This is a genomic window from Roseibium salinum (assembly GCF_026240905.1).
GTDB lineage: Bacteria > Pseudomonadota > Alphaproteobacteria > Rhizobiales > Stappiaceae > Roseibium > Roseibium salinum.
The window spans coordinates 2,727,136-2,746,660 of sequence record NZ_JAPEVI010000003.1 but is presented as its reverse complement, the minus strand read 5'-3'; the positions used below and the strand labels follow the sequence as shown (position 1 = coordinate 2,746,660).

The window sequence follows — 19,525 nt, the reverse complement described above, 5'->3', positions numbered from 1 at the left end:
CATAAACACCTTGCGGAAAATGTTGTTCGCCGAATTTGGACTTGCTAGCTTGCGCAATCCTTCACGGGGCATGGCCCTGAAGTTCCCGCCCTGACAAGAGTTTTCGATGACCTCGCAGCATCCCTACGATCTAAACGACGTGTTGAGTTCCAAAAGAGGCGCCTTTCGAATTCCCGAAGGCGTCATTTATCTCGACGGCAATTCGCTCGGAGTTCTGCCCGCCCACGTGCCCGCCCGCCTTTCCGAGGTCATCAACGAGGAATGGGGCACAAGCCTGATCCGCGCCTGGAACACCCACAGCTGGATCGACCTGCCGGTTCGCACAGGCGCACGTATCGGCCGTTTGATCGGCGCCCCGGCCGGCACGGTGGTTGCCTGTGACAGCACCTCGGTGAATGTCTTCAAGGTCCTGTCGGCGGCCCTGTCCCTCAGGCCGGGCCGCAAGGTCATCCTGTCGGATACCGGGAATTTTCCGACGGACCTTTACGTCGCCTCCGGTCTGAAGCAACTCCTGGACAAGGGGCTTGAACTGAAGGTGGTCGCGCCGGAAGAGGTGAAGGCGGCGATTACCGAGGAGGTCGCCGTTCTGATGCTGACCGAGGTCGACTACCGCACCGGCCGCCTTCACGACATGAAAGACCTGACCAGGGCGGCCCACGAAGCCGGCGCCCTGGCGATCTGGGATCTCGCCCACTCCGCCGGAGCCATTCCGGTGGATCTTGCCGGGGCAGGTGCGGATTTCGCTGTCGGCTGCGGATACAAATATCTGAACGGCGGTCCCGGCGCTCCGGCTTTCCTCTATGTCGCTCAGGAACATCAGGACAAGGTGGCCTCACCGCTGACCGGATGGATGGGTCACGAGGCGCCCTTCGCCTTCGATCTGGATTACCGGCCGGTCTCCGGCATCGGCCGGATGACCGTCGGCACCCCGGCGGTCCTGTCGCTCTCCGGCCTCCATGCCGCTCTCGATGTGTTCGAGGATGTCGACATGGCCGATATCCGCAAGCAGTCGATTTCGCTCAGTGAGCTGTTCATTGCCGAGGTCGAAGCCAGATGTCCGCAGCTCGTCCTGGCCAGCCCGCGCGATCCACAGGCCCGCGGCAGCCAGGTGTCGTTCCGCTTCGAGGAAGGCTACGCGGTCATGCAGGCACTCATCGCCGCCGGCGTGATCGGCGACTTCCGGGCGCCGGACGTGATGCGCTTCGGCTTCACGCCGCTCTATCTCTCGCATCAGGACGTTGTCGACGCTGTCGGCATCCTGGCCCAGATCCTGGAGACCGAAAGCTGGAATCGGCCCGAGTACAGGACGCGCGCCAAGGTAACGTAACCGGCCGCGATCCCGCGCAGAGCCGGTCCGGACCCGGAATCATCCGAATACCGGCCGGTTTTTGAGATTATCCGTTTCCGCAACATGCGGATTTTGAAAAATCTTGCCCTATCTGCTGTTGAACCCGGTGATTATGAGTTGATTGCGCTGCCAATGAAGCTAGAAGGGCTAGGGTGCGGACTCACCAATCCGGACATCAGATGCTGCGCAGGAACTGGCCGTTTTGTGCCTGCTCCGCCAAGCCTGAACAACAAGGCAGACGTGGCCAAGACGAAGAAGAATGACCGCTTTGGGGGGCGGCGAGGAGCGTGAATGCTGGAGCTTGACGAGCTCATTATGGATTTTGGCGGATTCCGGGCGGTGAATGGCTGCTCGTTCCGCGTCGAAAAGGGCAGCATAACCGGACTGATCGGACCCAACGGGGCAGGGAAGACCACGCTGTTCAACATGATCGCCGGGGCCTTGAGGCCGACAAGCGGCAGGATCCGCTTTCTGGGGGAAGACGTCACCGGTCTTGCCAGCCACCAGCTGTTTCACAAGGGACTGGTGCGCACTTTCCAGATTCCGCAGGAATTTCACAGGCTGACGGCCCTGGAGAACCTGATGATGGTGCCGCCGTCACAGCCGGGTGAGCGCCTGTTCGCCAACTGGTTCGGCTGGGGCAGGGTCAGGGCCGCGGAAGGCGATGTCGAAAGGCGGGCCTATGAAACCCTGGAGTTTCTGGAACTGACCCATGTCGCGCACGAGCGGGCGGGCAATCTTTCCGGCGGCCAGAAGAAGCTTCTTGAACTCGGCCGCACCATGATGACCGACGCGAAGCTGGTGCTGCTGGACGAGCCGGCCGCCGGCGTCAACCGCACGCTGCTGCGCAAGCTCGAATCCAAGATCGAGATCCTGAACAAGGAGCGCGGCTACACTTTCATCCTGATCGAACACGACATGGAAATGATCGAGAAGCTGTGTGCTCCGGTCATCTGCATGGCTGAAGGCACAGTTCTGATCGAAGGGGACTTCCAGAGCGTGCGGTGCAATCCGCAGGTGCTGGAGGCCTATCTCGGCGAAACCGTGGGAGACGCCGCATGAGCGCGCTGCTTTCCATGGAAGACGTCACCGGAGGTTATGGCGACGCGGATATTCTGGAGAATGTCTCCCTGAATGTTTCCCAGGACGAGATCGTGGTGATCGTCGGACCGAACGGGGCCGGCAAGTCGACGGCCATGAAATCTGTCTTCGGGCTTCTGACGATACGCGGCGGCAGACTGCTGTTCGATGGCGACGACATTACCCGCTGGGCCCCCAACCGGATCGTCCAGCGCGGGATCTGCTACGTGCCGCAGGTCGACAACATCTTCCGGGAAATGTCGATCCACGAGAACCTGGAAATGGGCGGCTTCCTGAAAACCGGAGATCTGTCCGCAGCTTACGACCGCGTCTACAGCCTTTTTCCGGACCTGAAAGAACGCCGCAAGACCATGGCGGGCCGTCTTTCGGGCGGCCAGCGCCAGATGGTGGCGATGGGCCGGGCGCTGATGCTGGATCCCAAGCTGCTGCTGCTCGACGAGCCGACGGCGGGCCTGTCGCCGCGCTACATGGAGCAGATCTTCCAGATCTGCCGCGATGTGCGCGACGCGGGCGTTGCTATTCTGCTCGTGGAGCAGCACGCCAAGCAGGCGCTCGCCTTTGCCGACCGGGGCTATGTCCTGGCCGCCGGCAGGAACCGTCACGAAGGCACCGGAGCGGAGCTCCTGGCCGACCGTGAAGTCGCCGAAATGTTTCTGGGGGCTGAGCGGCATGGATCTCTTCGACCTTATCAATTTCTACGTCATTCCGGGCATCGTGCTCGGGTCCATCTACGCCCTCGGCGCGGTCGGCATCACGCTCATCTTCGCGATCATGCGGTATGCGCATCTCGCCCATGGCGACCTGGCCACCCTCGGCGCCTTCATCGCGCTGGCCGCCGTCACCAGCCTCGGCATTTCGCCGATGGCCGCCCTGCCGATCGCCATCATCGGAACCGCCGGCGTTGCCGTGGGCATCGACAAGCTGTTCTACGAGCATCTGCGCGAGCGGCCCAAGATCGTCACGGTCATGGCCTCGCTCGGCATCGCGCTGATGGTGCGCTCGGTCATCCAGGTCGTCTGGGGCGTCGACACGCAGACCTATTCGCGCGGCATCGTCCGCCCGGAAGACTATTTCGGCTTCAGGATCCGCGATCGCGAGTTCTATACGGTGATTGCCATGCTGGTCCTGGTCGGCGGCCTGCAGCTGTTCCTGACCAGGTCCAAATGGGGCAAGGCGATGCGGGCAATGTCCGACAACCCGAACCTGGCGCTGCTCTCCGGCATCGACAACAAGAAGGTCGTCATCCTCACCTGGATGATCGCCGGCGGCCTGTGCGCGGCGGCCGGGTTCTTTCTCGGGTTCAACACCGAACTCAAGTCGATGATGGGCTGGCACATGCTGCTGCCGATGTTCGCCGCCGCCATTCTGGGGGGCGTCGGCCGCGTCGAGGGCGCCGTTCTGGGCGGGCTCATCGTCGGCATCGCCGAAGAGCTGTCGGTGCTGGTGCTGCCGAGCGAATACAAGGCCGCCATGGCTTTTGCCATATTGTTGTTCATGCTTCTTGTGCGGCCCACCGGGCTGCTCAGGGGCAAGGTGCTGTAAGGGGGATCCGAACATGGAATTCCTGGGTCTCGTCAACTACGGCGTGTTCATGGCGACCTTCATCGCCATCTATGCGCTGCTGGCACTCGGCCTGAACATCCAGTGGGGCTATGCCGGCCTCTTCAATGCCGGCATTGCAGGCTTCTTCGCGGTTGGCGCCTACACCTCGGCGATCCTTTCCACGCCGGACGATCCCGGCCGCATCGGCGGCTTCGACCTGCATTTCCTGCTGGGCTGGATCGGCGCGATGCTCGCGGCGGCCCTGGTGGCCTGGCCGATCGGCAAGATCTGTCTGCGCTTCCGTTCCGACTATCTGGCCATCGCCTCCATCGGCGTCGCGGAGATCATCCGTCTGGTGATCAAGTCCGAACCGGGGCTCACCAACTCGGCGCGCGGCATTTCCGGGGTTCCCCGCCCGATGGGAGACCTCGGCTACATGGAATCGCAGATCGCCTACCTGATCATGGTGCTGGCGGTGCTGCTCGTGGCCTATCTGCTTGTGGAGCGCCAGTTCAATGCGCCCTGGGGCCGGATGATGCGGGCGATCCGCGACAATGAAGGGGCGGCCAATGCGATGGGCAAGGACGTCGAATTCCGCCGCCTGGAGGCCTTCATCTTCGGCTCCGCTCTCATGGGGCTGGGCGGCGCGCTTTTCGTCCATTTCAATCGTTCGATCACACCGGAAGCCATCGATCCGATGGTGGCGACATTCCTTGTCTGGATCATGCTCATCCTGGGCGGATCGGGAAACAACCGGGGCGCAATCCTGGGCGCCGCGGTTGTCTGGATCATCTGGTCGGTTTCAGAGATTGCAACCGACCAGCTTCCGGCAGAATATGCTATCAAAGCAAAATACATCCGCCTGTTTCTGATCGGCCTCATGCTGCAGCTTGTTCTGCGCTTCCGGCCCGAAGGGTTGCTTCCCGAGCCCTTGAGAGGGGACCTGCGGACTGCAAAATCAGGTTCGGACCGCAAATAGGCCCGTTCCGGCAGATCAACCTGCATTCAGGTGGCACAACCTGACCGCAGACAAGTTGATCGCCTTAAAAGGGATAGAGCATCCTGTCGGCGTTGTGCCGAGCGCAGGATGCTCTAGGCGCTCACTCGACCTGTGAGTGCAGCGTCAGGAAGTTTAAAAAAGCCCGGCGAAGACCGGATAATTGAGGAGGTATTTTACATGAAGACCAAGATTCTTGCGCTCGCAGCCGGTTTGATGACGGCAACCGCTCTGGCATCCGTCCCGGCACACGCCGACGTGAAAATCGGCCTTCTGGGAGGAATTTCCGGTCCGATCGCCGCCATGGCCCCGGCCATGATCGACGCGGCTCAGCTGGCCGTGCAGCAGGTCAACGAGCAGGGCGGTATCGGCGAGGGCGAAAAGCTGGTCGGTGTCGTCGGCGACAGCGCCTGCAACCCGCAGAACGGCACGGACGCCGCCACCAAGGCAGTGAACATCGAAGGCGTTGTCGGCATGGTCGGCCCGCATTGCTCGGGCGCCGTTCTGGCCGCTGCCGGTTCCGTCACCATTCCGGCCGGCGTGACCATGATCACCCCGTCCGGCACGTCTCCGGAAATCTCCAATCTGGAAGACAACGGCACCGTGTTCCGCACCGTTCCCTCCGATGACTTCCAGGGCCGTGCACTGGCACGTACCCTGAAAGAGCAGGGCTACGGCAAGGTCGCAGTCGCTTATCTCAACAACGACTACGGCACCGGTCTCGCCAATGCGTTCAAGGCGGAATATGTCGATGAACTCGGCGGCGAAATCACCGGTTTTGCGGCTCATGAGGAAGGCAAGGCGTCCTACCGCTCCAACCTCGCCGAACTGGCAAGCGGCGGCGCGGACACGCTGGTCATCTTCGACTATGGCGACGGCACCGGCCTAACCATCCTGCGTCAGGCCCTCGAAAACGGCTTCTTCGAGAAATTCGTTGGCGGCGACGGCATGAAATCCGACGCGGTCATCAGGGAACTCGGCGCTGAAAACCTTGAGAACTTCGTGTCGTCTTCCCCGGTGGGCGAAAAGTCCGAATCCCTGGACCTGTTCAACGAAGCCTTCAAGGCCATGGGCCAGGATCCGGATGCGATCTTCGCAACCACGTCCTATGACGCTGCCTTCATGATGGCGCTGGCCCTCGAAAAGGCCGGCGGCAAGAAGGAAGGCGTTGCAGACGCCATGATGGAAATCTCCAGCGGCGAAGGCGAGCCGATCCGTCCGGGCGAATGGCAGAAGGCCAAGGAACTGATCGCAGCCGGCACGCAGATCGACTACAAGGGCGCGGCAGGCGACCATAACTTCGATGAAAAAGGCGACGTTCCGGGCACCTACGCCCTATGGAAGGTCGGCGCCGACGGCTACGAAGTCATCACCGAAATGGAATAAGCTTCTTCGTCAGGAGAGCTTTTTGAGGAAGCCGGCGGCTCGGAAGGGCCGCCGGTTTTCGTGTGGAGGCAGAGCAGGCTGACCGTGCTTAAAGTTCTCCTTACTCATCAACCCCAACCCGTGTATAAGCCCGCCCATGCATGATCTGGATGTACTCGTGCTCGGCGGCGGGGCCGCCGGGTTGATGTGTGGGATTGAGGCGGCGAAGCGCGGGCGCAGGGTGCTGGTGGTCGATCACGCCGCAAAGCCTGCGGAGAAGATCCGGATCTCCGGGGGCGGGCGGTGCAATTTCACCAATCTCAACTGCACGCCGGCAAATTTCCTGTCCGCGAACCCCCGTTTCTGTATTTCCGCGCTGAAGCGCTATACCCAGCACGACTTTTTGGCGCTGGTGGAAAAGCACCGGATTGCCTGGCACGAGAAAACCCTCGGCCAGCTTTTTTGCGACGGCAGTTCGAAGGAGATCATCCGGATGCTGCTCGCCGAGTTGGCGGCGGCCGGCGGCGTACTGCAGCTGGACACGGAGATTAAGGCTGTCAGCAAGCCGGACGAGCGGTTTTCCGTTGCGACCTCAAGAGGAACACTGCAGGCAGCCTCGCTGGTCGTGGCCACCGGCGGGCCGTCGATTCCCAAGATGGGGGCGACCGGGTTCGCCTATGAGCTTGCCCGCCAATTCGGCCTGAACGTGATCGCACCGCGTGCCGGCCTGGTGCCGCTGACGTTCTCGGACGCCAACAAGGAACTTTGCAGCCGGCTTTCCGGCGTTTCGGTGGATGCGAAAGTCTCGTTCCAGAAAACCACTTTCCGGGAGGGCCTGCTGTTCACCCATCGCGGCCTCTCCGGCCCCTCGATCCTGCAGATTTCCTCCTACTGGCAGGAAGGCCGGCCGATTTCGGTAAACCTGGTCCCGGATACGGATGCCTTCGAAACGCTCCGCAGGGCGCGACAGGAAACGCCGAAGCAGGACCTGAAAACGGCCATCGGCCAGATGCTGCCCCACCGGCTGGCGGAAGAGCTTTCCCAGGCCTTTCAGCTCAAGGGAAGGCTGGCGGACCAGTCCGACAAGGTGCTGCGCCGCGCTGCGGAGCAATTGGGCAGCTGGCAGCTCACGCCCGTCGGCACGGAAGGCTACCGTACGGCGGAAGTCACTCTCGGCGGCGTGGACACCTCGGAACTTTCTTCCAGGACGATGGAAAGCGCCCGGGTGCCCGGGCTCTACTTCATCGGCGAAGGCGTCGATGTGACCGGCCATCTAGGCGGGTTCAATTTCCAGTGGGCCTGGTCTTCCGGGCACGCCGCAGGGCAGGTGGTCTGAGCGGCCGCCGGCACTGTGCAAAGGAATTTCACGCACTGCAGCATTTTTTGATGACCGTCCCTCATCCCTCGCTATACTGACCCGAAACAGGGAGGCGACATGCGGCGTGTGACGATCCATGACGTGGCCGATGCGGCCGGCGTCAGCCTTGCAACGGTGGACCGGGTGCTGAACGGGCGTCCGGGCGTTCGCAAGACCACGATCGAGAAGGTCAAGCAGGCGGCGGAAACGCTCAATTACAAGCCGGATGTCTTTGCCGCGGGCCTTGCCAAGAAACGGCTCTACAGGCTCTACTTTCTGCTGCCCAATGGCCCCAACGCCTTCATGGAGGACCTGACCCGCGAGGCCCTGTCGCACGCCGAGACGATGAGCGGCGACCGCATGCATGTCCATATCGAGCCGATCGACGCTTTCGACGGCCACCGGGTGGCCGGAACGCTGGCCGTGATCGACCGGACCGTCTGCGACGGGGTCGCGGTGGTCGCGCCGGCCTTTCCGGAAGTGCGGGCGGCGATCGACCGGCTGCAGGAGCGCGGCGTGCCCGTGGTGACGCTTGTCTCCGACCATCCTTCCTCGACCCGGCGGCATTTCGTCGGCATCGACAACATTGCCGCAGGCCGCACGGCGGGCCGCCTGCTGGGCAGGCTCGTGGCGGCACGGCCGGGCAAGATCGGACTGATCGCCGGCTCGCTGGGTCTGCGCGACCATGCCGACCGGTTCTTCGGCTGCCGGCAGGTGATCGAGGCGGACTATCCGCATCTGGAATTGCTGAAGGTCCGCGAGGGCAGGGACGACAACGAGCGCAACGCGGATCTGGTGCGCAAGCTCCTGGACGAGCATCCGGACCTCGCCGGCCTCTACAACATGGGCGCGGGCAACCGGGGCACCATCTCGGCCCTGACCGCCTCCGGACGGGCGCGCGACGTCGTCTTCGTCGGCCATGAATTGACACCCTACACCCGCGATGCCTTGCGGGCCGATGTCCTGGATGCGGTGATCGCCCAGGATCCCGGCCACGAGATCCGCAGTGCCATCCGGGTGCTCAAGGCGCTCTGCGATGGCGCGGCGATCATCGAGGGTCAGGAGCGGATCGGCATCGACGTGTTTCTGAAAGACAATCTGCCCGGCGACGCCGACACGGCGGAGGCCGCGGAATAGTCCTCACGCCGGGACGCGTGGGGGAGCTGCAGGGGGGTGCCTTCCAAAAAGTCGCATGCTACACTCAAATTTATGCATTGACGTTTGCACCCTGACACCGCATATCTAGATCATGCGTTTGACACAACAGACAAACTATGCCGTTCGCGCGCTGATGTATTGCGCGGTGAACCCGGACAAACCCAGCAAGGTTGCGGATATCGCTGCCAGCTTCGACATGTCCGAAACCCATCTGTTCAAGATCATGAAGGTTTTGGTGGATGCAAATCTCATCAAGACCATCCGTGGCCGTAACGGCGGTGTCATGCTGGCCCGTCCCGCAGAGCAGATCCTGGTCGGCGAAGTGGTGCGCGCGGCGGAAGAAAGCTTCCTTCTGGCGGAATGCTTCGATTCCGGCCGCAAGGATTGTCCGCTCATCATGTCCTGCGGCTTCAACGGCCTGCTGCATGAGGCGCTGGAAGCCTTCATGGAAGTGCTGGACACCAAGTCCATCGCGGACCTGTCGGAAGACAGATTCGGCATGCGCGATCTGTTGAAGATCGACGTGGCAAAGCCGCCGCTGGCTGCGAACGCCTGACAAATCATCTGACGAGAATTCAGGAGGCGCCACCGTCCGGGTCGGCGCCTTTTTTGTTGGCCGGGCGCCCTCGGGAGAGAAACGCCTGGCTGGCTGGCCGCTGAGGGAGAGGAGAGGGCGGTTGGCTTGCCTGGCATTTAAAACCTCCGAAGAGTTCGGAGGTCCTGTCTCAACCGGAACCAGAGGACGCGATTTCCAGTTCCGTTTCGATCAGGCATTGCCTTGATAGGAAAACTTGAGTATGAGTGTCAAGTATAAAATTGACTTTGATACTCACCTTGATGATCCGCTGTCGAAACGCTCACGCAGGTTCACCCGACAGGCCTGCCGCAGGTGAGCAAACTGAAGGCCAAGGACCGATTGTGCGCATGACACCGACCGCTAACAGCCAGAAGAACCGCCTTTCCCTCGCTTCCGCCGGCCGCACCCGGAACGCATTTGCCGTCAAGCCGCGGCATGAACCCAGGACGAATTTCGATTCCAGCGAATTGTTCGACGGCGTCCGCCAGATTCACATTCACCACAATGACGAAACCTACCGCCTGTCCATCACCAAACAGGGCAAGCTTATTCTGACAAAATGATTCTGACGGCCGAAGGGCGGATGAGCTCCCGCCCCTCGAGCCTCCTCACGCCATCTCCGGCAGGCGGCCGCGTTCAGCGCAGGCAATTTTGTGACAGCGTACCCCTGTGAGCATTTTTGCCCATGTCTCCGCTGGCCGTGAATGCAATCTTGAATTGCATGTGCGTTGTGCGGCTGACGCATGGATCCCGGCGGAGCAGTGTTTCGACGCGTCGAATAGATAGAATTTTAATGAGTTTTCTAAACGTTCGGTAGGCAATCCGGGTCTAGGTTGCCGGCAAACTACCGGTTGAAAGGTCGCTTTTCCTGTGGCGCGGCCAGCCGGAGATCTGTCAACATGACCTGGGTGCAGGTATCGTCGTTTGGAGCATGCGATGCGGGAAACCGGAATGCGATGGAAGGACATCGTCCTCTTTCTTGGAGGCGGGGCGTTGGCGTCTTTGGCTCTGTCGATCGGCTTGAACTACCTTTTCCTGTTTTCCGACGCGCTCACCCCCTTCGCCCGCAGCGCGCTTACTGCGGTCATCGTGCCGGTCAGCATCGCCGTTCCGCTGCTGGCATGGGTCCTGGTTCTCAGGCGCCAGGTGCTCCATCACCGGAACCAGGTCAATCATCTCGCTTCGCACGACCGGATAACAGGTCTTCCCCTTGGCGATGCCTTCTCCTCCATCGTCGACCGGAGAAGGAAATCTGGCCTGGCGCAGAATGACAATTCGGGGGCCTTCCTGCTCATTCGTGCCAATATTCCCGAAAACCGGTACGCCGAATATGGCTTTCATGCGAGCGACGAAGCCGTCAGCCTGACGGCCGCGACAATCGTTTCTGCGGTCAGATCGACCGACGTTGTCGGAAGACTGGGCCCGGATCTCTTTGCAGTCCTGTTGTGGGGCGCGGATGAGGAAGAGGCACGCATCGTCGGCAAGCGGATTTGCGAAAATGCCAGTCATGTTCAGCTGGTCGTGGACGCCCCCGGTGGAACGCTTGACGTCCGTGCAGGCGGTGTCCTGTTCGAGGGTGAACCCGATATCGATCAACTGTTTCGGGAAACCAGCGGCCAGCTGTTCCTAAAGAACGAGCAGATCAAGATCCCGTCCTACCTGTCCGCGGACAATTCTCCCATGAAGGTGGTCAGGCACTGATCGACGTCACTGCCGCCGGGGCTCGGGCGGAGCTGGTATCTTACGTCAGGCGAGCACGCCGAATGAGCTCGTTCCAGCGCCGGATTGATTCGGCGGCGAAGCGTCATCTGCGTCACATTGCATAATTTCGGAAGTCCGGGCTACATTGAGCAGGCTGGAAACGGTGCTGACTTTGCGGAAGAGATCGGCATTTGTAGTTTGCCTTTTTCGCACGCGGCGGAGAAGATCGGCCGTGATTTTTTGAAACAGTGGCGCCTTCATGAAAAATGTCTGTCTCTCTTTGAGAATTTGCTTGAGAATCGCCATAACGGCGGTGTTTGTGGTTCTCGCTCTGGGGCCGGATCTTCCCTGGCAGTTGCCAGCCCAGGCGGAATCGGTCCTGGTTTTTGATCCCGCCCGCAACGCCTGGGTCCGCAAGGAAGGGGAAAAAGTCCGCCCCGGATTCGGGGTCTACGGCAAGAGCCCGGTCGAGCGCGAAGTCGTGGCCATTGATGGCAGCTACAGGGCCGGAACCATTATAATCGACACTGCGGAGCGGCGGCTGTACCGCGTCGAAGGCGATGGAAAGGCCACCCGCTACGGCATCGGCGTTGGCCGGGAAGGGTTCGCCTGGAAGGGCAAGGAAACCATCTCGCGCAAGGCCGAATGGCCGTCCTGGACGCCTCCGGCCGAGATGCGCCAGCGGGAAGCGGCACGGGGCGTTACCCTGCCCGCCCGCATGGAAGGCGGCATTGAAAACCCGCTGGGGGCGAGAGCGCTTTACCTTGGCAACACGCTTTACCGGATCCACGGGACGAACCAGCCATGGACGATCGGCCAGGCCGTTTCGTCCGGCTGCATTCGCCTCACCAATGAGGATGTGGTCCATCTTTACAGCAATGTCCGGGTCGGCGACCTTGTCATTGTCCGCTAGGAGGACGGCCTCTCAAAGCTGAGCGGGCGGCGTCAGAACGGCAGGGAGCGGGGACGAGAAGTCCGAACCTTGATGCCGATGCACGCGGCCAAGCGCTCTGGTGCTGCTGCTTGCAGCCGTCTTGGCGTCCGTACCCTCGGGTAGGGGACAAGCCCTCTTTTTGCTTTTCTTGTGTTGTTTTATGGCCACAATGTTTAAACTTGTTGCAACGGCGCCTTGCCGCCGGTTGCCTTAACGGCAGCTTGCTGTATAGAAATGCTGTTCGATGATTATGTCTGATTCAGAGATTCTGGGGTTGGGATTCATGCCTAAGGGAATTAAGTGGACAGTGCTTACGGGTGCTCTGATGTGCTCGGTTGCACTCGGGACCCCTGCGGGTGCCATATCGCTCCACGAGGCCGTCGGCACTGCCGTCGAGAGCAACCCGGAAATCGGTCAGGCGGCTCAAAACCGCGAAGCCATTGAATTCGAACTTCGGCAGGCGCGCGGCCTGTACATGCCCAGGATCGATCTTGAAGGGTCGGTCGGCGTGCGGAGGCTGGACAACGACTCACGGCGGGCCCTGGGAACCGAAGATGACGCCCTGACGCCGACCGAGTTTTCGGCGGTGGTCACCCAGACGCTGTTCAATGGCGGCGGCCGCCTTGCGGAGAAAAATCGTCAGGCAGCACGTGTGGACAGCGCCTCTTTCCGCGTGATGGAGCGCAGCGAATATATCGGTCTGCAGGTCGTTCGCGAATATCTTGAATATCTTCTGCAGGTGAAAATTGTTCAGGCAACGGCAAGCAACCTGAGCTACCATCGCCGCATTCAGGAAAACATTTCCTCCTCCATTTCTGCAGGTACCCTTACGGAAGCCGATCGTCAGCAGGTGCTCGAGCGTGTCCTGGCCGCCGAAGCGCGTATGCAGGAAGCGGAGCGCGAGCAGGCGGCGGCGGAAATCCGCTTCCTGAAGCTTGTCGGCAAGCCGCTCGGCAATGCCAGCATGCCGCCGAGCGTTTCCAACAGGGTGCCGGGCACGCTCGCGGCCGCGATCGGCAAGGCCAGGTCGCAGAACCCGCGTGTCCACCTTGCGAATGCCGATATTGACGTTGCCGATGCTGAAGTCGATGCGGCGCGCGCCGGCCAGTTTCCGGAATTCTTCCTCGAAGGCCGGGCCCGTACCGGTTACGACATCGATGGCGATGACGGACGCACGCACGATTTCCAGGCACGGCTCGTCGGACGCTGGCGGATCTACAACGGCGGCATCGCGAAGGCCAATACGCAGGAACACGTTCGCCGTGCCAGCGAAGCGCGCCTGGTCCTGCACCAGACCCATCGCGAAATCGAGGAATCAGTCCGTGACGCCTGGGATCAGCGCAGCCGGATGGCGGAATTGGCCCAGACGCTGCGCCGCCAGGCCAACCAGAGCGCGTTGCTGGTGAACTCCTACAGTGAGCAGTTCGACGTGGGCCAGCGGTCGCTGCTCGATGTTCTGGATGCCCAGAACACCCGCTACAACGTGGAAGTTCTGGCCAATACGGCTCAATTCAGCTCCTACTTTGCGGATTACAAGCTCCTGGCCGCGACAGGCTCCCTGCTGACCACGCTCGGGTTGTCTTCCCGCCAGCAGGCAGAACCCTATGCTCGCGAAGAATTCAACGTACCGCCCACGCAGCCGACCGAAACCTATGCCCGGGTACCGTCCCGGCAGGAAAGCGGCCTGCCGTTGGATCTTCTGGCTCCGATCCGCTAAGGGCTAAGGGCTAAGGGCTGAGCGCGGGCCCGGCTCCGGGAAGGGCGATAGGTGTGGTTGAAATTGGATAACAACGCCGCGGAAATCGGCCCTGCTCGTTCTGAAATAAGCACAGAAAGCCTGAAGCGGGGCATACGCCGGATTGCCCGACATTTCGGCCGGCCGGACTCGGACACGATCCTGTTTTCGGGTGTGCCCGAGTTTCAGACCGATATTGCCGACAATATCGTCTGGCTGCTGGAGCGGATAGGCGTCGAAGCGCGTTTTTCCCCCGGCACCCGGCATATGTCGGATGCCTCGCATTATCCGTGCCTGGTCTGGTACGACGACGGAACGTTCCAGTTTGAACCGGCCAAGCCTGTTGCGCCCATGGCGGGGAACCGCCGTGTTCTGGGGACGTTTTCGCTCTTCCTCGTTTACCTGAATGACGCGGCGCGGGCCACTGCGGAAGGGTCGACGCGGATCGAGCGCAACCACTGGCTTTTCGGCCCCATGCAGCGCTTCTGGCGCGGCTATGTGAGCATCGGCGTTGCGGCTTTCTTCATCAACACGCTGGCGCTGGCCTCGCCGCTGTTCATCATGAACGTCTATGACCGCGTTTTGCCGAACAAGGCGACATCGACCCTGCTGGCCCTGGCCGTCGGCGTCGGCCTGGCGATGGTGTTCGATTTTCTGCTGCGGACCGCGCGCTCGTCCATTATCGACAAGACCGCCCGCGAGCTCGACCGCAATCTGTCCTACCGGCTGTTCGACAAGGTCTTGCACTCCAAGCTGGAGGAGGCCTCCTCCTCGACCGGGGAGTATGCCAGCCGAATCAGCCAGATCGAGTTCGTGCGGGAGTTTTTCGCGTCGAACACGCTGGTAACGCTGATTGATGCCCTGTTCATCTTCGTCTTCCTGGTGGTGATTTATCTGGTCGCGGGCTGGCTGTTCATCATCCCGGCGATCGCCTTTGTGCTGGCGACCGCTGTCGGGCTGGTGGCCCAGGCCCGGATCGGCCGCAAGGTGGCGCGTGCGGCAAACGAGTCGTCGCAGCGCCAGTCCCTTCTGGTGGAATCCCTTTCCACGCTCGAGACCATCAAGTCCCTGCGCGCGGAAGCCGCGCTGCTGGCAAACTGGACCTTGCTGACGAAAAACGCCTCCGGCACATCCGAGGAAATCAAGGGTTTGTCCTCGGGCGTGCTCAATCTGACCCAGCTCATCCAGCAACTGGTGTCCGTATTCGTGGTGATTGCCGGGGCTTACGAATTTTCCGAAGGCAATCTGACCACCGGTGCGATCATCGCAACCGTCATGCTGTCCAGCCGGACAGTGGCCCCGCTTTCCCAGATCGCGATGACGCTGGCCCGTCTGAAGCAGGCCATCCTGTCGCTGAAGATCCTTGACGGCATCATGTCGCAGTCCGAAGAACGACCCTCGGGAATCGGTTTCGTGAACAGGCCGGTCGTGTCCGGCGACTTTGCCTTTCAGAATGTGACCTTCAGGTACCCGCGAACGGATACCGATGTCTTGAACAAGGTCTCGTTTGCCGTGAAGACGGGGGAGCGGGTCGGGATTATCGGCAAGATCGGCTCGGGCAAGACGACGCTCGGGCGGATCCTCACGAATCTCTACAGTCCGGCGGACGGGCGTATCCTCATCAACGGCATCGATGCCCGCCAGTACCACCCGGCGGAGCTGCGGTCTGCGATCGCCTATGTCGGCCAGACGGTCGATCTGTTTACGGGCACGTTGAAATACAATCTGCAACTGGCGAACCCCGGTGCAAGCGACCAGGAACTCATCGAGGCCGCCCAGAAGACGGGCGTCGACGAGTTTGCCATGCAGCACCCGCGAGGATACGATCTCATGGTTGGCGAACGCGGATCGAGCCTGTCCGGCGGTCAGCGCCAGGCGGTCGCCTTGACCCGGCTTCTGCTGGCCAAGCCGAAAATCGTGTTTCTGGACGAGCCGTCGGGCTCGCTTGATCTGGCGACCGAACGCCGGCTGATCGGAAACCTCGCGCGCATATTCGGTCCGGACGTCTCGCTCGTCATTTCGACGCACCGCTACAGCCTGCTTGAGCTCGTCGATCGTCTGATCGTGCTCGACAGGGGCAACATCGTCGCCGACGGTCCCAAGGACAAGGTTCTGGAGGCTATGAAAGCCCAGGCCAGATCGGTGCAGGCGCAGTGAAGCCATGAAACAGGATGCCCACAAAACCCGCATGAGCAACGCGGAAGCCATCGTGGCAAAGGACGGCACGGCGCTGGCGTCCCGCCGCATCGTGGTCATTCTGTGCGTCCTGCTGCTGTCTGCCGTCACCTGGGCCTACTTTACCCAGGTGGAGGAGATCACCCGCGGCGAAGGCAGGGTCATTCCGGCCTCCCGGACGCAGCTGGTGCAGGCGACCGAACCCGGTGTCGTGAAGGACATCGCCGTGCGCATCGGCGAGACCGTGAAAGCCGGTGACCTGATCATCCGGCTGGACGACACGGTGTCCACGTCCGATCTCGGCGAGGTGCAGGCCAAGTTGCGGGCACTGAGGGCAAAGGTGGCCCGGCTCAGCGTGGAAGGGGCGGGAGACACGGTGGAGGCCTTTGTATGTCCGCAAACCGTTGCGTCGAGCGCCCCGCAGATCTGCGAAAACGAAATCAGCCTGATGGAAACCCGGCGCAACGCTTTCCGGTCCACGCGCGGCGTTCTGGAGCAGCGGTTGCTGCAGCGGCAAAAGGAACTCGATGAAACGAGAGCGGACCTCGCCCGGCTGAAGGGCAATCTGGTCATCAGCGAGCGGGAACTGGAAATGCTCGCTCCGATGGCCGAAAAACGCCTTATTGCGCAAACGGAACTCATCCGCGTGCAACAACAGGTGAACGACTATCAGGGGCAGATCAACGTCCTTGAGGAGTCGATTCCCAGGATCGAGGGCGCCATCGCGGAGGCCAGGTTCCAGCTTGAAGAGCTGGATCTCAAATTCCGGCAGGAAGCGCTGACGGAGAAAACCGCCGCGCTGGCCGAATTGTCGGTTCTGGAGCAGTCGGAAAGGGGCCAGTCGAACCGCGTTGAACGGACGGACATCCGCTCGCCCGTCGACGGCATCATCAACGCGCTGGAAGTGAACACCGTCGGCTCGTTCGTGAATGCCGGCGACCAGGTTGCCGAAGTGGTGCCGACGTCGGACGAGCTTCTTGTTGAAGCCCGGATTTCGCCCAAGGACGTGGCGTTCGTCGTGCCAGGGCAGGAGGCGCTGGTGAAGATCTCGGCGTTCGATTTCTCCATTTACGGCGGGCTCGAAGGCGAAGTCGTCAATGTCAGCTCCGATTCCTTTGTGGAGGAGCGCACCGGCGAGCCCTATTTCGAGGTCAGGGTGCGCACCAGGAAGGCCTACCTGGAACGGAACGGCCGGCGCTTCATGATCACCCCGGGAATGGTCTGCACGGTCGACATTCTCACCGGCCAGAAGACAATCCTTCAGTACCTCCTCAAGCCGGTGAACAAGGCCAGGGAAGAAGCATTCACGGAGCGCTGATGTCCGACGACTTCATGGCCGCCTTCCAGGAGCTGGTCGAACGCGCCCGCCCGGATGCGTCTGCCCCCGTTTTCAAGGCGCTGACCGTTCCGGACGGCCGGCGCGCCATGCGGCTGGAGCGCTCCTTCTGGACGGCCCTGGAATTCATCGCAACGGAATACCGGCTCTCGGTCGGTCAAGTCGTCGCTGCGATCGAGCAGGCGCACCTCAACGAGACAAATCTCACCTCCGCCGTCAGGCACACCTGCATTCATGCCTTGAGCGAAGAACTGGGGGAGGCGCGGTCGTGGTTCTCCGAAAACAGCGTCCAGCATCTGGTCAACGCCTGCCCGTCCCCCGTTTTCGCGCTGTCGGCGAGCCGCAAGCTGCGCTACACGAACCAGGCCTTCCTCAAATACGTGCGCAACAACTTTGTCGGCGCGGACACGCAAGCCCCCGACGCATCCCTGCGGCTGCAGATCGACACGCCCATGGAAGACCTGATCACCCGATTGCAGCAAGGCCGCAACCAGCCGATAACCGTCGGTTTCGCCATCGGCCTGAACGAACGCCGCGTGAGGGGCAGCATCAACGCGCTGCTGGCCCCGGAATGGCAGCATCAGACGATCCTGGGCTTCGTGGTCTCCTGAACGATCTTCCGGGAACTCGCCTCTAGGGTGCGGACCCATAAATGAGGACGAAATGGCATGAGAAATGGCGAAACGCCGTTAGGAAGGGTGCGCAGAGCGGGCTGTGTGCCCGGTCAAGCGCGCTGACGAAGCGGGGTGAAGCCATTTTCATGTCCTTCGGATTTGACCGGATTGCGCCTCCTCTACGTCGCGGAAGGCTTGAAAATGAACCACATTTCCTACGCTTCCGCTTCTTGAGGACGCGCAATCCGCCTCAAACCATTTCATCCTCATTTATGGGTCCACACCCTAGAAACGCTCGACCGGATAGATCTCCGACCAGTCGCTGCGGCTCAAAGGCAGCCGAGATGCGGACCGGTCCGTGCCCGGGGCGATCTGAGCAAGCGAGGAAACCCGTTGCGGCGCGGCATCCGTCGGCAATCCGTGAATCCAGGATCTGTCCGTGGAGAAGGAGAACATCGGCCGATAGTGCGGCACTTCCTTGTCCAGATAGACGCGGCTCGCCACGTTGTCGAGGATGAAATGACCCTTGTTGGTGCTCACCGCGAGAACGGCGTGAAACAGGTCGCGCTTGAGGTCCTTGAGAACGACCAGGGACATGCTGGAGGCCGGCACGCCGGCTTCGAGCAGCAGGGCGTATTTGAGGATTGCGAAGTCCTCGCAGTCGCCGGCGCCGTTGCGAACGGTCTCGTCGGCGGTCGCCCAATAGTCCAGGCGCTTGTAGGTGACCTGGTCTTCCCGGTATCTGATATTCTGGTTGACGACGCGGTTGGCCTTTTCCAGCGTCGCGAAGAACGACCCCTTGTCGGCCGAGCGCGAGAAACCGACAAGCACGACCGCCCGCTCCCTGCAGTCATCCGTTGCACAAAATTCCGGCCCGGTGCCGCCGATGCGCTGATGCTTCACCCGGTTCCAGTCCTTCGCCGAGGCGATGTTGCTGAAGCGGATTGCCTTGGTTCCGAAGAAACTCAGGCCAGCGGCCTGCCGGCTGGCATCGGACCGGCCCTTTTCGCGCAGGTGCCCGGTCGCAAGTCCGGCGCTGCGGACGGGTTTGGGTCTCGGCGTCACGATCCGGGCGGAACGGGTCTGCACCCGGCCGGGGGACCGCAGCGTGCGGGGAAGCATGAATGCCGGCTCAGTGCCGCTCAAGCGCTGCTGCGCCTCCTGCGGGAACGGAACCGCCGGTGTCGCCAGGTCCGCGCCCCGAAGGGTGATCGCAACGCGCATGGCGCTGTCCGGGCCTTCCTCGCGCATGTCGTCTGCCGCCAGCGCCGCGCTTCCCTGCGCGGCCAGAAGGGCGCCGGAGAAAAGGGTGCACGACACAATCAAGCAGAAACGGAATGCGCGGTTCGGTCCTGAAAATCGCTTCATGGAGTTCTGTCCTCGTTTGAGCACGAGGCTAGAAAAACCGCATTAACGTGTCGTTCAGAAACGTGGCAAATTGCAACTGAAGGTATATGCTAAAATTTTATGTAATTTTTTAGGTTAGTAACTGGGTATATATAATTATACGTTCCCATTAACTTTAAATTAAAATTGTAGGCTTTTGCATATCATAGTATGCTTTTACGTAAAGGAACTCTTGCAA

Annotated in this window: 17 protein-coding genes and 1 pseudogene; 16 read left to right on the top strand and 2 right to left on the bottom strand. The window is 61.4% G+C overall.

What is annotated here, in order from left to right; translation table 11 throughout:
* The first annotated feature begins 106 nt into the window (after window positions 1-106).
* From kynU to ON753_RS17190, 11 genes and pseudogenes are all read left to right on the top strand, one after another.
* Window positions 107-1,327 carry a kynureninase gene (kynU, locus tag ON753_RS17240; RefSeq protein WP_265963840.1) on the top strand — a complete coding sequence of 407 codons (1,221 nt, stop codon included), beginning with the start codon at window positions 107-109 and terminating at the stop codon, window positions 1,325-1,327.
* Window positions 1,328-1,639: 312 nt separating this feature from the next.
* Complete coding sequence (locus ON753_RS17235) at window positions 1,640-2,410, top strand: ABC transporter ATP-binding protein (RefSeq protein WP_265963839.1); 771 nt, start codon at window positions 1,640-1,642, stop codon at window positions 2,408-2,410.
* Window positions 2,407-3,108: pseudogene (locus ON753_RS17230) on the top strand (ABC transporter ATP-binding protein); the annotation flags it as partial. The gene ON753_RS17235 and the pseudogene ON753_RS17230, both read left to right, overlap by 4 nt.
* Before the next feature lie 10 nt (window positions 3,109-3,118).
* A complete protein-coding gene (locus ON753_RS17225; RefSeq protein WP_265963838.1) occupies window positions 3,119-3,991 on the top strand; it encodes a branched-chain amino acid ABC transporter permease in 873 nt (290 codons plus the stop codon).
* Window positions 3,992-4,004: 13 nt separating this feature from the next.
* A complete protein-coding gene (locus ON753_RS17220) occupies window positions 4,005-4,970 on the top strand; it encodes a branched-chain amino acid ABC transporter permease (RefSeq protein ID WP_265963837.1) in 966 nt (321 codons plus the stop codon).
* Between the two features lie 198 nt (window positions 4,971-5,168).
* Entirely contained in the window at window positions 5,169-6,374 is a 1,206-nt protein-coding gene (locus ON753_RS17215) for an ABC transporter substrate-binding protein (RefSeq protein ID WP_265963836.1), read from the top strand.
* A gap of 136 nt (window positions 6,375-6,510) precedes the next feature.
* The gene (locus ON753_RS17210) at window positions 6,511-7,689 is read left to right on the top strand and encodes a BaiN/RdsA family NAD(P)/FAD-dependent oxidoreductase (protein ID WP_265963835.1); all 1,179 of its coding nucleotides are present in this window, start codon (window positions 6,511-6,513) and stop codon (window positions 7,687-7,689) included.
* A 99-nt stretch (window positions 7,690-7,788) separates the two neighbouring features.
* A complete protein-coding gene (locus ON753_RS17205; protein WP_265963834.1) occupies window positions 7,789-8,847 on the top strand; it encodes a LacI family DNA-binding transcriptional regulator in 1,059 nt (352 codons plus the stop codon).
* Between the two features lie 112 nt (window positions 8,848-8,959).
* A complete protein-coding gene (locus tag ON753_RS17200; RefSeq protein ID WP_265963833.1) occupies window positions 8,960-9,424 on the top strand; it encodes an Rrf2 family transcriptional regulator in 465 nt (154 codons plus the stop codon).
* Window positions 9,425-9,792: 368 nt separating this feature from the next.
* The gene (locus ON753_RS17195; RefSeq protein WP_265963832.1) at window positions 9,793-10,008 is read left to right on the top strand and encodes a hemin uptake protein HemP; all 216 of its coding nucleotides are present in this window, start codon (window positions 9,793-9,795) and stop codon (window positions 10,006-10,008) included.
* A gap of 388 nt (window positions 10,009-10,396) precedes the next feature.
* Window positions 10,397-11,146, top strand: a complete 750-nt coding sequence (locus ON753_RS17190; RefSeq protein ID WP_265963831.1) for a GGDEF domain-containing protein — start codon at window positions 10,397-10,399, stop codon at window positions 11,144-11,146.
* Window positions 11,147-11,191: 45 nt separating this feature from the next.
* Here ON753_RS17190 and ON753_RS17185 read toward each other — a convergent pair whose 3' ends face one another.
* Window positions 11,192-11,452 (bottom strand): hypothetical protein, encoded by a 261-nt coding sequence (locus ON753_RS17185; protein WP_265963830.1) that lies wholly within the window; start codon window positions 11,450-11,452, stop codon window positions 11,192-11,194.
* Here ON753_RS17185 and ON753_RS17180 point away from each other — a divergent pair.
* The 5 genes from ON753_RS17180 (at window position 11,439) to ON753_RS17160 (ending at window position 17,937) form a co-directional block, all read left to right on the top strand.
* Window positions 11,439-12,059 carry a L,D-transpeptidase gene (locus ON753_RS17180; protein WP_377047171.1) on the top strand — a complete coding sequence of 207 codons (621 nt, stop codon included), beginning with the start codon at window positions 11,439-11,441 and terminating at the stop codon, window positions 12,057-12,059. The genes ON753_RS17185 and ON753_RS17180 overlap by 14 nt on opposite strands.
* A 346-nt stretch (window positions 12,060-12,405) precedes the next feature.
* Window positions 12,406-13,797 (top strand): TolC family protein, encoded by a 1,392-nt coding sequence (locus tag ON753_RS17175; protein WP_265963829.1) that lies wholly within the window; start codon window positions 12,406-12,408, stop codon window positions 13,795-13,797.
* Between the two features lie 63 nt (window positions 13,798-13,860).
* The gene (locus ON753_RS17170) at window positions 13,861-15,972 is read left to right on the top strand and encodes a type I secretion system permease/ATPase (protein ID WP_470424748.1); all 2,112 of its coding nucleotides are present in this window, start codon (window positions 13,861-13,863) and stop codon (window positions 15,970-15,972) included.
* Window positions 15,973-15,976: 4 nt separating this feature from the next.
* Window positions 15,977-17,308: an HlyD family type I secretion periplasmic adaptor subunit gene (locus tag ON753_RS17165; RefSeq protein ID WP_323054748.1), complete on the top strand. Its 1,332-nt coding sequence runs from the start codon at window positions 15,977-15,979 to the stop codon at window positions 17,306-17,308.
* A complete protein-coding gene (locus ON753_RS17160; protein WP_265963827.1) occupies window positions 17,308-17,937 on the top strand; it encodes a ribbon-helix-helix domain-containing protein in 630 nt (209 codons plus the stop codon). Before ON753_RS17165 ends, ON753_RS17160 begins: the two co-directional genes overlap by 1 nt.
* 288 nt (window positions 17,938-18,225) lie before the next feature.
* On the opposite strand, the gene ON753_RS17155 is transcribed toward ON753_RS17160, so the two are convergent.
* Window positions 18,226-19,308 carry a transglutaminase-like cysteine peptidase gene (locus ON753_RS17155; protein ID WP_265963826.1) on the bottom strand — a complete coding sequence of 361 codons (1,083 nt, stop codon included), beginning with the start codon at window positions 19,306-19,308 and terminating at the stop codon, window positions 18,226-18,228.
* Window positions 19,309-19,525: the final 217 nt, after the last annotated feature.